The sequence below is a fragment of the Fictibacillus solisalsi genome, from assembly GCF_900103485.1.
GTDB classification, from domain to species: Bacteria; Bacillota; Bacilli; order Bacillales; family Fictibacillaceae; genus Fictibacillus_C; species Fictibacillus_C solisalsi.
The window spans coordinates 297127-309182 of sequence record NZ_FNHW01000001.1; the positions used below are offsets into that span (position 1 = coordinate 297127).

The window sequence follows — 12056 nt, forward strand, 5'->3', positions numbered from 1 at the left end:
AAACGAAGGTGATTTCGTTTTCTGCCCTTTTTTATATACCAATCACAATGGGGGAAAACAAATTTTCCAATGCTTTGATGACACTCATCGAAACGATATAGCTCGATTTGGGGTTTTCAGGAAACGGTGTATTCTGAACTTCCAGCGTTATGCTGCCGAAATTACCTACGGCTCTCACCTCATGCTTGTTTTTCTCTATCGTTGGGTCTGCATAAACTTTTACTTTTGTTTCGTTGAACCCTTGGCCTGCCAAACTAAGTGCAGCTGAAACGTTTACACTTTCAGGAAAAAGCCGGGCAGACTCATTGGCATTTCCTTCAAACACACAGACCGGTTCCACAAGTGCTGCAAGATCGATCTTATCCTCAACAAAGGTTCCCTTCCAGGCCTGCGGTGGTTTCCTCGTAGTGAGTGTCACACTGTCCAATCGTCCGATTGATGCAGCGGTGATCCTGTCGAGCCCGCCAATAGCGGAGGAAGGAATAATCAACTTTGATTGGTTTGAATTAGCCGTTTCCTTTAGTAATTGAAGAAGGTGTCCATCACGTAAAGCCCCCACAGAAACGATGATCAGATGAGCTCCAGTTGAAAGGGCCTGGACTCCATAGGTCTCCAAAGCATGATGGCCGGCTGCTTCAATAATGACATCATATTTGTTGGCAAAGAATTCATCCGGTTGGTGGGTAATCATCCATTCCTCCTGTGAGAGATTCCGCAATTTGTCTGGAGAGCGAACCAGAATTCCTTTTAATCTTGCACCTTTTAAATAATCCTGAAAATAGGAAGCGATATCCTGCCCGATTGCTCCATATCCAATGAGGCCGACATTCAACACAACAACACCGTCCTTTGCAAAATGGTATTTGGTATACTAAATGTATAACGAAAGAAAGAGAAGGGTCAATATAAATCGTTAAAATAGTAAAAATATTATAAAAACTTATTGTTTAAGATTACCTTTAATGGTATATTGTATACCATAAGAGAATGAGGAGGTAATAAAAACATGCCAAAACTCCATTTTATTACGAGTAATAAAGAGTTTGAAGTTCCTGATCATTCAAGTGTACTTAGAATGTCCCTGCGATATGATGGGGACCTTCCCAACCGCTGTGGCGGGGGAACATGCGGAACCTGTGTATGTAAAATTGAAAAGGGTTTGGAAAATGTAGATAAAGTGAAGCCTGCGGAGAAAAAAAAACTAGGTGAGGAGCTTTTGGAACAAGGCTACCGATTGGGCTGCCAGACGTTTGTAAATGGAGATGTATCTCTGTCGTGGGATCCAGAGATTACAAAAATGGTCCAAAAAAGAAAAATAGTGAAATTGACTGCAGCCAAATAATCAATCTGTGAAAGGGATGAAAAAGCGGTGCTAGTTTGTAAAAAACATATAGTGGATGGTGTGGGTAAATTGGATGCTCCGCATGTCAAAAAGATATTACCATTGCAGCCATGCTATTTTTGCGGGAAACAAGCACAATACAAACTTTTTTATTCTCACTCCTTTACTTATAGAAACAAAGAAAAATCCGCCATATAAGAGGCGGGCAGCAATTATGCCCGCTCTCTAAGAGGCGGATTGTTTTTTAATCCGCCCTGGCGGATTTTTTATTTAATGAGTCTATATAAATTCTGAAACTTCCTATCCGCAAGTTGTTGAACTTTTTTTGAGTAAAATAAATAACGAAACATGTGAATTCCTCCCACCAATTGATTACTTACAGTATACTTTGATTCTAATTGATTATCAATATCATTTAGTGAAATGGTATACCAAAATTAATCTTTTTTTATTAATAAATAAGAAGATTATAGGTTTTATAAACGGATTGTATACCAAATTGGTATTTTCATTTAAATAAATGTGATTAAATGTTTCTTTTCTCAATACAAATTCTAAAGTCATTCTCAAAAAGCAGGCTTTTGTTCAAACACCAATATGACTCAGTTTCTCTGGATTTAAAACAGAATAGATGTTCTGTATTTTATTATCTCTGACATCAAAGGAAAGAACCGAATAGACGTGTTTCTCGGAGGAGAGAACGACCCCGGGCATTCCATTGACGGAGGTAAAAGAAAACGTAAGATTTGCCGGCAGCTTTGACCGGATTCCAAGATAAAAACGGGCGATTCGGTCGGCACCTAAGATTGGGAAAATGGCCGCTTTTACTTTGCCGCCGCCATCTGTCAGAAGACTCGCATCTGCAGTCAGCAGGTTAAGAAGTTTACTTGTGTCGCCTTTCATAAGCGCTTCAAAGAATTGCTCTGTGAGCAGCTTTCCTTTTTGAGTGATTTTGTGTTCCTGGGGTGGTGGACCGATGCTTTTTTTCGCCCGATGAAAGATTTGCCGGCAATTGGAACTGCTTTTTCCAACAATATCAGCAATGTCCTTGTAACTGTAATCAAGGACTTCCTTCAAAAGAAAAACGGCCCGTTCGGTCTCTGACAATTGCTGCAGCAGCAACAAATAAGCCGTGGATACAGATTCCCGCATTGATACGTAATCAGAAGGATTTTGGCTCGTGTTGTCCGTAAGCAAAGGCTCAGGCAACCACGTTCCTACATAGTGTTCACGTTGATTGCGGGCCGATTTTAACTGATCGATGCATCGGTTGGTCACCATTTTACAGAGATAGGCCTTCTGATTTTGAATGTGCCCGGTATCTTTGTCATTCAAAGCAATGAACACATCCTGAATGATATCCTCAGCATCCTGTACACTGCCAAGCATACGGTAGGCCAGCGAAAAAAGCAGTGGCCTGTGATCGGTAAAAAGTTGTTCTGATTGTAATGGCTCCACGTTAGGCCTCCTTCCGAATTCTTAGATTGCCATACTTTTGAATAATTGCTGAAGCGGCTCTTTTTGCACTGGCGAATGCCGCATCTACTAGCATTTCGGTGTGGCCAGCCCCGTCTCCTGCTACATAAAAACCAGGCAGCTCTGGAACTGAAGGACCATAAGGAACATAATCCATCATTGCACAGGAACCCTGTACGACAGCGATGCGGGGTAAAAATTGATAAGCACCCAATTCATTTCTCCAGCCAGGCTGCATCAGGTCCATGGTTCTCTCAAGCTCTAGTTTATCCTCCTCAGGGTCGTGAGTTGTCTCTGTACCCAAATATTTAAGTACACTGATGACAGAAGAGCCATCTTCGCTTACTGTTGCTGCCCGGGATTGATTGGTAAAGAGAATATGCTGATCGATACCAATGGCGAACTGTTCGTTGGGCTGTGGAAGGTGACGCAAAGAGACATCGAGACAGGCCGCATAAACGGGTTTGACACGTTTCCTCCAGGTATCCAGTGAAGTATCTTCAGCGCCCTTCATCAAGGTGTACGTTTGTTCAGGACCAGCGGTTGAAATCACGTAGGAAGCCTCAAGTTTCTCTCCGTTTTTAAGCGAAAGCATAAACTGGTTATCCTTTTTTACAGAATCAACGGATTGATGCTCTATAACGGTTGCTCCAGCATCAACGGCTATTGTTTTTAACGCGCCAACCATGGTCTGCCATCCGCCATCAATGTACAGCACCCCTCTTAATCCTTTTTGGACCTGGGCCAGCACATTTCGGGCACTCAGCTTTTCGGGTTCAATGCAATAGGTGGATGTTCTGCACAAAGCGTAAAAGGTATGCCTGACCATGGGGTCGGTAATTTCATTCTCTGCCCATTCACGCAGGTTTACCGAGCCGACAGCTTCCGGATTTAATTTAGTAAGTTTCATCATCACTTTGCCAAATTCCATTTTGCCGCTCCAGGAAAAGAGCTTTGTGGAGAAAAGAGAGGAGAGGTGATGGGGCAGAGGACGGATGGACTGATTCCAAATGGCGCTGCCCTTTGTCCCTGGTGTTCCTCCTTGAGGTTCAATTCCAAGCTCATGCAATATCGCCTCCGCCTCGCCTCCTTTATAAAGAGCATGTGCCCCAAGATTAAGATAAGCTCCTTTTTTCTTAACGGTTTGTGCCCGGCCTCCCACTTCTTTTCCCTTTTCAATAATGACGGTTTGAATACCGGCTTTCGCCAAGTAAACGGCTGCCGTCAGCCCGGAAAGCCCTCCGCCAATAATGGCTGCTTCATATTTTTTCATTATAAATCCCTTCTTTCTGTTTTATCAATAAGACGAGAAAGAAGGGATCGCTGTGACATAAGCAAGGAAACTTTTTTCGAGGAAAGGGTAAACTATACTCAATCAATCAAAGTGAACGGAGTGTGAATCATGGAGATACACGGAAACATTCTTTTTGGAGATCTGGATCAGGGGACAAACGAATTTTCACTGCAGCAGGTGAAACACTTTATGACGCAATCTACACTATCATCCTCCCAGCTCGAGAAACTGTACAGCTATTTGAAAAAACACCAGAATGATACAGAGGGCCAGGTGGTCTCGCTGTACGATTCCTTGCTGGTGAGATTAAGCCAGCAGGAAATCAGCATGCTGTTGAAGGATTTGGAGAACATACAGTCGCATTATCATTGATAAGCACTTCTGTTGGAGGTATCCTTCATTTATTGTATAGTAATCCTATGATTTAACTATGAATAGTGGAGGGAATTAAACTGAAATTATCAACAAGAATTCTTGCCGGGCTGGTGTTGGGCATTATTGCAGGTGCTCTGTTAAATGCCTTCTTACCCGGACAAGTGAAAGCAATCGATCATTATGTCCTGTCACCGGTAGGACAAGCATTCATCCGTATCATTCAATTTATTGTTGTGCCTGTCGTTTTTACATCCTTGATCATCGGATTGACAAGTCTGCAAGGCACAGGAAAAATCGGCTCATATACTCTTAAGCTGTTGCCCTTATATATCATTACAAGTGCTGTTGCGTTGGCGATCGGTATGGTTACTGCGTATCTTTTAAAACCCGGTACTGGTGTTTCGATCACCGATGTAGGGCAGGGGCCTGGAAAAGTACAAAAAGGGCAGTCGTTAGTGGATTGGCTCATCAGCATCGTACCGACCAATCCATTTGAAGCATTGAGCACAGCCAACCTGTTGCAGGTGATTATTTCAGCGATACTCATCGGGGTGGCCATGAATCTTGTAAAAGAGAAAGCCAAACCATTTTTGGCGCTCGTTGAAAGTGTTTATTCGATCGTTGAGCGAATTCTGCAAATTATTTTAAAGGTGGCGCCGATCGGAGTGTTTGCGCTCATGGCTTCAGTGATCGCTACACAGGGTTTTGGCGTTGTAAATAAACTTTTTATGTATATTCTGGGCCTGATTCTTGCTTTGGCTATCATGGGAGTGGTTTATTATTTAATTCTTCTCATGGTTGGAGCTCGGCCAAACAACTTCTTTAAAAGCTTCTTTCCATCGTTTTCTTTGGCGTTTGGAACAGCGAGCTCGAATGCCGCTCTTCCTGTAGCGATGGACAATGCCGGTAACCGTTACGGGATGAAACGGGAGATTGCCAGCTTTGCCCTGCCGTTTGGAACCGCCTTAAAACGGGATGGAGCAGCCATATTGCAAGGCTTCAATGCCTTGTTTGTTGCCCAATTTTTTGATGTACACATCACGGCTTCACTCATTATTGCTGTTTTTGTCAGTGCACTTTTGGTTTCCTTTAGCACAGCAGGTGTACCGGGAGCGGGCATTATCATGATGACAACCGTGTTATCCGCAGCTGGTCTCCCGCTTGAGGGCATTGCGATCGTTGCTGGCGTTGACCGGTTAACCGACGGGTTCAGAACGGCGCTGAATGTCATCGGAAATGTGGCCAATGCCGCAGTAATTGACCGATGGAATAAATAAAGTCATTGAAAAAAGGCCTTTTTAGGCCTTTTTTTTGCACATTCAGGAAACTTTTCCTATTACTTCAGGCAAGTCAGAATCCCCGGTTTCTGTCACGATACAGTCTTTGAGCATACGGCATAAAAAGTGAAAGAATGAATCCGTTACAAAGAGCTGCCAACAAGGTACCGAGCCCAATCGGCCCGTGGAGGAAATAAGCGAAGGAAAGCACGATCATACTAATCAGGAGGCGGGAGGTGCTAAGGGTGAGGCTGAGTTTTTCCTGAAGAATCAGCATTAACCGGTCCAGCGGGATGGGTGCAATATTTCCCTGTAAATAAAGGGCCGTGCCGATACCGATCAAAAGCATGCCCAATACGAGCAAAAGGAGCTGGAAAACAACCGCATCTGTCATCAGCCAGCTCCTCAGGGAGAAGTACCAGGCATCAATCCCTGCACCCGTTATAACGGCAGTACCGAGCGCGAGAAATTCCGGTCGTTGTCGCAAAAGAACGCCGTTCAGGCCCATCATTCCCAAAGCGATAATGATCTCCCAGGAACCAACAGTGAGACCAATGGTCCTGAAAAGACCAACCAGGAAGGCATCATAAGGGGAAGTACCGAGATTGGAAATAATGGATAAGGTAATCCCAAGCGTTAAAATTAAAATTCCGATGAAATAAAAAATGAAGCCTTTGAAGGTCATGGGTCCGCTCCTTTAAGGAAGAAAGACCCTGAAAATAAATGTCCAAGGTCCTTTACCTCAATCTATGCAAATAGCTGTCGACCCTCACTCATCAGATGCGGATTTATTAACCCAAAATTGATACCGTATAATTAAGAGGATTATGATTCAAAAGACTATCCTGATTCTCAGCGTCTCATGCTAAAATATGATTGATGTTTAATTTGAGGGGACGGGGAAGAGGGGAAGCAAGATGTGGGGCAATAAAAACTTTTTATTATTAATGTTTGGGGTAGCGATTTCAAGCACAGGGTTATGGGTTGGGATTATCGGCAACCTGGAATTTTTGCAAAAGAACGTAGATTCCTCATTTTTACAGGCGCTGATTTTATTATCGGGATTTCTTGTCGGCGTGTTCTTAGCTCCGATGGCAGGAAGGATCATTGACCGTGGAGACAAAAAGAAAATCCTCATCTATTCTGGTTTTGCCAGGTGTCTCGCCATTGGTTTCATGTATTTGGCAATCGCTTACAACAATGTATGGTGGATGCTGATCTACACGTTCGTGATCGGTATCTCTGGAACCTTTTCCAATCCGGCGATGCAGACACTCATTCCGTTGATCGTGAAAAAAGAGGATCTGCTGCAGGCGAACGGGGTATATATGAACCTGTTTACAGGAGCAAGAATTGCAGGGACGGCACTGGGGGGTGTTATGCTGGTTGGCATGTCACTATCTGCTCTATACACCGTGACACTCGTTTCTTATGTTATCCTGCTCATTGCCACGTTCTATATGAAAGTGGATGTAACCCCGAGAGAGAGAACGGAAGATGGCAAAAAGGAAAGCTTCTTCGGCACATTGAAGGATCTGTATCCGATCGTGAGGGACCAGCACAAAGTTGTGTATAGCATCTTTCTATTAATTCCTCCCTATTTGTTTCTTTCTGGATTCAATCTTATGGTGATCGAGATCAGCCAAATCCAGCATTATCCGGGGATTAAAGGGATTCTTTACACCACCGAGGGTTTGTGCGTATTTCTGGGGACGTATCTCGCCAAGAGGTTTTTGAAAGAAGCGAAACTGCCTTATTTATTTGGGATTGTTTTTATAAGTGCTCTGGCCCATATTTCTTTGTTTATGGCCAGCCATCTGATCATGTCGGTCATTTCTTTCGGTTTCTTTGGCTTGGCAATGGGGCTGCTGTTTCCGGTCACAACCACGATTTTTCAGACCGATATTCCGGCAGAATACCACGGCCGCTTCTTCTCAATTAAAGGAATGACGGATAACATTATTTTCCAGATTTTAATGCTTTTAACGGGTCTGTTCCTTGATACGATTGGATTTGAGAAGATGGTCATCACGTTTGGCGTTTGTTCGTTTATCATAGCTTCACTCATCTTTTTGCAATACCGAATACGCGAAAAGCAGAACAGCAGAAAAACGGTTGCCGCCGCAAAATAAATTTGTTTGCAAGAAGGAAGATGAACAAAAAGAGAGAAGATTATTAATGCAATAAAAGCAATAAGGTAATAGGAAGTTGGGGCAGCATGAAATTTTTGGGGATATTTCTTGGAATGACTTTTTTAGGTTATTTTTTGTTGTTTCTTACCACTCACTCTGAGTTGGGAATCGTTCTTTGTTTTGCGTTCTTTTCAGCCTTGCTCCTTCGCATCATGATCATGCTGTCAGATATCAAAAGAGAGATAGGCAGACAAAACAGTATGCTGGATATAGCCAACAAACGAAGAGTGAAGGTAAGGAAGAAGTTGAACCAGTAGTTTTCAGGGAGTATCGTTGCATCAGCTTAAGAAACCAAGCGTATACCGCTGCCCGGGGACTCATATGCATGTTTAGTAGGAACATTATAATTGAGGGGGTATTCTTATGCTTTGGTTGTTGCTATTGTTGGTTGCCGCTGCGGTTATGGTCGGAATTTTGGTGCATATAAGTAAAAGCCACCAAGACTCGGAAACTGAAACCCGATCTACTCCATTGCTTGAAACTGAAAAAATAGAAAGCAGCAGCACGCTGAGCGGAGGACCGATGTAAGATCGGTTCTCTTTTAAAGGAAAAAATGAAAAAAATGGTTGCTTACATAGTGAGGGTGTAGTAAACTGATATAGAACATGCGTTCGTATAAAATTTAAAATGAGGTGTCGTGATGATTAAAGGTATTTATCCTTATTTGGTGACGAATGGAAACGGTCAGGAAGCAGTAAAGTTCTATGAAAAAGCGTTAAACGCAAAGGTGCTTGGAGTCCAAACGTTTGGTGATATGCCGGATAACCCAGAACACCCAACACCGGAAGAAGCGAAAAATCGCGTAATGAACGCCCATCTTAAGGTAGGCGATACAGATTTGATGCTATCCGATACATTCCCTGGAATGCCTTATCAAACAGGAGACCAGGTAACGATTGCCTTGATCACCGACGACATCCCATCATCGAAAGAAATTTTTGAAAACCTGCGTGAAGGCGGAAACGTCATCATGGAAATGCAGGAAACCTTCTGGAGTCCTTCATACGGCCAGATCAAGGATAAATATGGAGTCACTTGGCAAGTTTCAGCCATGGGCTCAAATCAATAAATCAGTATAAATAAAGAAGCTGCTTCGGCGGCTTTTTTTATTTGAGAAGAGGAAAGGTGGATTGTGCTGAAGAATGTTTTTTGGAATTAACTACTTTCGCTGCTTTTCAAAAATCTGGTAAGCTAGAGAAAGAACGAAGTAATAAGGGAGTGCCTGATATGAGTCATCATGTAAAGGAAAGTGCAGAAGGACTTGAAGTGTTAAAGGCTGATTGTGACCAGTGCTTTGGGCTATGCTGTGTGGCCTTGCCTTTTGCCAAGTCTGCTGATTTTGCTCTAAACAAAGACAGTGGAACGCCATGTCCCAACCTGCAGCACGATTTTCAATGCGGCATTCATGAAAATCTCAGGGAAAAAGGCTTTAAAGGCTGCACGGTGTATGATTGTTTTGGAGCAGGACAAAAAGTCTCCCAATTGACCTATAACGGGTTGGATTGGCGTAAGGACAAGGGACGTGCTCAGGAGATGTTCGACGTTTTCCCGGTTATGCAGCAGCTTCATGAAATGCTCTATTATTTAAAGGAAGCCATGAACAGGGAAGAAGCTCAACTAATTAAAGCAGATTTACAGGGACTATATGAAACGATCGAAAGTCTTACGAAATTAGAGCCTAAGGCTTTGTTGTTCCTGGATGTACGGGTTCATCGAGCTCAAGTGAACGATCTTCTGCTTCGTACCAGTGAACTGGTAAGGAAGAACCAAAATAGATCAAAAAAGACAAGCAGCAGCTTTTTGGGTGCAAAGCTACGAAAAGCGGATCTTAGAGGAAGTGACTTTAGAGGTATGCTGCTCATTGCCGCTGATCTGCGGGAAGCGGATTTACGAAGATGTGACTGGATTGGTGCAGACCTCAGGGATACAGATCTGAGTGGTGCAGATATAAGAGGAAGTATTTTTCTTACGCAAATCCAGATTAACGCAGCAAAAGGAAGTCGTAAAACCAAGCTTCCCCCTCACTTAAAGCATCCAAAACACTGGGTGTCTTCCAAAATTTGAAACTTTTGGATGAACTCGTTCGTTATAGGAGTAGAAGGGAAAAAGAGAGGAGACGATGTATGGTCACCCCGCTTCTGGAACAAAAACTTCTAGCTTACCGTGATACATATGAACAGTTAAAAGGAGCACTTAAATGGAGGGTCAGTGATCAGCGAACGCTGATGATGGTCGCTTCGATGTATGTGGTCAACAACAAGCCTTTTCACATACAACCATTTTTAAAGATTAGTGACTATATTAAGGAAAACGTCGGCGCTTTTAATACACTAAAATCATCACCCCGGTTTACCATTGGAGCGATGCTGGACGTGCATTTTGACGAGCCGGAAAAAAAGTTCCATGAGCTGATCGGTATTTACGAGCAAATGGTCAATGAGCAATTTAGCCGAGGAGCTTCCACCTACCTGGCAGCACAGGTGCTGCTTGATGAAAAGGAAGAAGGTAATTCCATTCCCATTGATCGTGTGATGAAGGTGTACAAAGGGATGTCATCCCATCATTTCTTCCTCACCTCAAACACCGATTACCCGCTTGCGGTCCTTTTGGCCGGAAGAGATGGAACCGTGGATGAAATAATGGATCATGTCGAGCATTTTTATAAGGAGCTCAGCAAGAACGGCTTTTCAAAAGGAAATGACCTGCAGTTCTTAAGCCATATTTTATCTATTGATACTGAAACAAACCCAGACGAATTGGTTCGGCAATCCATAAAGGTATACGACACCTTTAAAACGTTATGGAAAAGACCCAAGGGAATGCATTACCCGCTGGTCGGTCTTCTCGCTCTGTTAAAAGACGGTGAAAATGAAGTGGCGACCGTATTGGAAGCCACGGACCGTTTAGGCAGCGAAAAACCGTTCAGGTGGCATAAGGATATGAACCTGATTATGGCGGCCAACTTAACCATGAGTGAAAAGCTGGATAACCCTGCATTACTCGGAACAGGTGTCTATGCTGCCGTGGATGCGATCATCCAGGCCCAGCAAGCCGCATTGATGGCCACCATTTCAGCTGCAACGGTGGTGAGTTCCTCTGGTGATGGAGGGAGTTAAGAGTGGAGGAGTGGGCGATATGGGCAGTTTTAGTTTGAACTATGATTATAAACACAAGGAAAAGAAAAACGGGAACCGTTTTGTTTCTGTTAGAGATAAAGGCGAAAATGCTTTACTGGAAGTTGAGAAAAAGGGAAATCAAATTGAACTGGTCACCTACTGGCAGAATGATAAAACCACTAAGTTTAAACTCCCGTTGGAACTGTTTGAGAAAATGTACAAAGACATGATTCAAGACCGTGACTAGATCACTTTTTCTCTAAAAAAATGAAAGGGAACCCGAATTCATTCAGGTTCCCTTTCACCATTCTCTAAACCAGTTACTTGAGTAAAATGGAGACGGGCACATTTGCGGAGGCGCTCCATGAAGGTTACTTCAAATTACTCTTCTGTAGGGTTTTTAGGCCCGTTAAGTTCCAGTTGATAAAACGCTAAATCTAACCATCTATTAAATTTAAATCCTGCCTTTTTTATTGTACCAGCATGAACAAAGCCGAAGTTTTTATGTATTGCGATGCTTTTTTCATTGGCTGCATCAATTCCGGCAATTAAGGTAATATACTCTCTTTGCCTGGCAATAGCGATTAATTCTTTCAGCAGGGAAGTCCCGATTCCTTTTTTTCGGTGCTCTTTATCCACATACATAGAATGCTCAATTGAATATTTGTAAGCTGGCCAGGCTCTGAAAGGACCGAATGTGGCAAATCCGACCACTTTGTTATCTTGTTCGTAAACAAGTATCGGGTAATTCTCATCTCTTTTTTGTTGATACCAAATTTGCCTGTTTTCGAGTGTTTGAGGTTGATAGGCGTATACTGCGGTAGTATTGAGAATGGCGTCATTATAGATAGCTAGAATATCCTTTAAATCGTTCGAAGTTGCTTCCCTGATCATTCTTTTCTTCCTTTCCTGCTAAGAGATCGTTCTTCTGTTTTTCTTACCGTAGATTTTCTACTCCCTTTTTAATCATGGTGCAATAATGTA

General features: G+C 43.0%; 15 protein-coding genes. 10 read left to right on the forward strand and 5 right to left on the reverse strand.

Features of this window, described 5'->3' with window-relative positions; translation table 11 throughout:
* Positions 1–31: 31 nt before the first annotated feature.
* The gene (gene nadX, locus BLT53_RS01505; protein WP_090232244.1) at positions 32–835 is read right to left on the reverse strand and encodes an aspartate dehydrogenase; all 804 of its coding nucleotides are present in this window, start codon (positions 833–835) and stop codon (positions 32–34) included.
* Between the two features lie 171 nt (positions 836–1006).
* Here nadX and BLT53_RS01510 point away from each other — a divergent pair, with 171 nt between their 5' ends.
* Positions 1007–1342, forward strand: a complete 336-nt coding sequence (locus tag BLT53_RS01510) for a 2Fe-2S iron-sulfur cluster-binding protein (RefSeq protein ID WP_090232246.1) — start codon at positions 1007–1009, stop codon at positions 1340–1342.
* A gap of 585 nt (positions 1343–1927) precedes the next feature.
* Here the strand turns inward: BLT53_RS01510 and BLT53_RS01515 are convergent.
* Together BLT53_RS01515 and BLT53_RS01520 are read right to left on the reverse strand one after the other, a co-directional pair.
* Entirely contained in the window at positions 1928–2800 is an 873-nt protein-coding gene (locus tag BLT53_RS01515; protein ID WP_090232248.1) for an RNA polymerase sigma-70 factor, read from the reverse strand.
* A 1-nt stretch (position 2801) separates the two neighbouring features.
* Complete coding sequence (locus BLT53_RS01520) at positions 2802–4091, reverse strand: phytoene desaturase family protein (protein WP_090232249.1); 1290 nt, start codon at positions 4089–4091, stop codon at positions 2802–2804.
* A 129-nt stretch (positions 4092–4220) separates the two neighbouring features.
* On the opposite strand from BLT53_RS01520, the gene BLT53_RS01525 reads away from it, so the two are divergent.
* Positions 4221–4484: a hypothetical protein gene (locus BLT53_RS01525; protein ID WP_090232250.1), complete on the forward strand. Its 264-nt coding sequence runs from the start codon at positions 4221–4223 to the stop codon at positions 4482–4484.
* A gap of 65 nt (positions 4485–4549) precedes the next feature.
* Positions 4550–5764, forward strand: coding sequence for a dicarboxylate/amino acid:cation symporter (locus tag BLT53_RS01530; protein ID WP_211516903.1), 1215 nt, complete (start codon positions 4550–4552; stop codon positions 5762–5764).
* A gap of 73 nt (positions 5765–5837) precedes the next feature.
* On the opposite strand, the gene BLT53_RS01535 is transcribed toward BLT53_RS01530, so the two are convergent.
* A complete protein-coding gene (locus tag BLT53_RS01535; protein ID WP_090232252.1) occupies positions 5838–6449 on the reverse strand; it encodes a YczE/YyaS/YitT family protein in 612 nt (203 codons plus the stop codon).
* Positions 6450–6681: 232 nt separating this feature from the next.
* Here BLT53_RS01535 and BLT53_RS01540 point away from each other — a divergent pair, with 232 nt between their 5' ends.
* The 7 genes from BLT53_RS01540 (at position 6682) to BLT53_RS01565 (ending at position 11319) form a co-directional block, all read left to right on the forward strand.
* On the forward strand, positions 6682–7896 hold the full coding sequence (locus tag BLT53_RS01540) for an MFS transporter (RefSeq protein WP_090232253.1): 1215 nt from the start codon (positions 6682–6684) through the stop codon (positions 7894–7896).
* An 86-nt stretch (positions 7897–7982) separates the two neighbouring features.
* Positions 7983–8213 carry a hypothetical protein gene (locus BLT53_RS01545; protein ID WP_090232255.1) on the forward strand — a complete coding sequence of 77 codons (231 nt, stop codon included), beginning with the start codon at positions 7983–7985 and terminating at the stop codon, positions 8211–8213.
* Positions 8214–8319: 106 nt separating this feature from the next.
* Positions 8320–8484, forward strand: a complete 165-nt coding sequence (locus BLT53_RS24895; RefSeq protein WP_170834191.1) for a hypothetical protein — start codon at positions 8320–8322, stop codon at positions 8482–8484.
* Between the two features lie 112 nt (positions 8485–8596).
* Positions 8597–9025 (forward strand): VOC family protein, encoded by a 429-nt coding sequence (locus tag BLT53_RS01550; RefSeq protein ID WP_090232257.1) that lies wholly within the window; start codon positions 8597–8599, stop codon positions 9023–9025.
* A gap of 158 nt (positions 9026–9183) precedes the next feature.
* Complete coding sequence (locus BLT53_RS01555; protein WP_090232258.1) at positions 9184–10020, forward strand: pentapeptide repeat-containing protein; 837 nt, start codon at positions 9184–9186, stop codon at positions 10018–10020.
* 59 nt (positions 10021–10079) lie between these two features.
* Positions 10080–11072, forward strand: coding sequence for a DUF4003 family protein (locus BLT53_RS01560; RefSeq protein WP_090232259.1), 993 nt, complete (start codon positions 10080–10082; stop codon positions 11070–11072).
* Positions 11073–11091: 19 nt separating this feature from the next.
* Entirely contained in the window at positions 11092–11319 is a 228-nt protein-coding gene (locus BLT53_RS01565; protein WP_244520329.1) for a hypothetical protein, read from the forward strand.
* 134 nt (positions 11320–11453) lie between these two features.
* On the opposite strand, the gene BLT53_RS01570 is transcribed toward BLT53_RS01565, so the two are convergent.
* Positions 11454–11966 (reverse strand): GNAT family N-acetyltransferase, encoded by a 513-nt coding sequence (locus BLT53_RS01570; protein ID WP_090232261.1) that lies wholly within the window; start codon positions 11964–11966, stop codon positions 11454–11456.
* Between the last annotated feature and the right edge of the window lie 90 nt (positions 11967–12056).

What these genes read in the sequence shown, in the direction of transcription:
- BLT53_RS01510 (WP_090232246.1), top strand. Translation starts at nt 1,007, where the DNA reads ATGCCAAAACTCCATTTTATTACGAGTAATAAAGAGTTTGAAGTTCCT.
- BLT53_RS01520 (WP_090232249.1), bottom strand. Translation starts at nt 4,091, where the DNA reads ATGAAAAAATATGAAGCAGCCATTATTGGCGGAGGGCTTTCCGGGCTG.
- BLT53_RS01525 (WP_090232250.1), top strand. Translation starts at nt 4,221, where the DNA reads ATGGAGATACACGGAAACATTCTTTTTGGAGATCTGGATCAGGGGACA.
- BLT53_RS01535 (WP_090232252.1), bottom strand. Translation starts at nt 6,449, where the DNA reads ATGACCTTCAAAGGCTTCATTTTTTATTTCATCGGAATTTTAATTTTA.
- BLT53_RS01540 (WP_090232253.1), top strand. Translation starts at nt 6,682, where the DNA reads ATGTGGGGCAATAAAAACTTTTTATTATTAATGTTTGGGGTAGCGATT.
- BLT53_RS01545 (WP_090232255.1), top strand. Translation starts at nt 7,983, where the DNA reads ATGAAATTTTTGGGGATATTTCTTGGAATGACTTTTTTAGGTTATTTT.
- BLT53_RS24895 (WP_170834191.1), top strand. Translation starts at nt 8,320, where the DNA reads ATGCTTTGGTTGTTGCTATTGTTGGTTGCCGCTGCGGTTATGGTCGGA.
- BLT53_RS01550 (WP_090232257.1), top strand. Translation starts at nt 8,597, where the DNA reads ATGATTAAAGGTATTTATCCTTATTTGGTGACGAATGGAAACGGTCAG.
- BLT53_RS01555 (WP_090232258.1), top strand. Translation starts at nt 9,184, where the DNA reads ATGAGTCATCATGTAAAGGAAAGTGCAGAAGGACTTGAAGTGTTAAAG.
- BLT53_RS01560 (WP_090232259.1), top strand. Translation starts at nt 10,080, where the DNA reads ATGGTCACCCCGCTTCTGGAACAAAAACTTCTAGCTTACCGTGATACA.
- BLT53_RS01565 (WP_244520329.1), top strand. Translation starts at nt 11,092, where the DNA reads ATGGGCAGTTTTAGTTTGAACTATGATTATAAACACAAGGAAAAGAAA.
- BLT53_RS01570 (WP_090232261.1), bottom strand. Translation starts at nt 11,966, where the DNA reads ATGATCAGGGAAGCAACTTCGAACGATTTAAAGGATATTCTAGCTATC.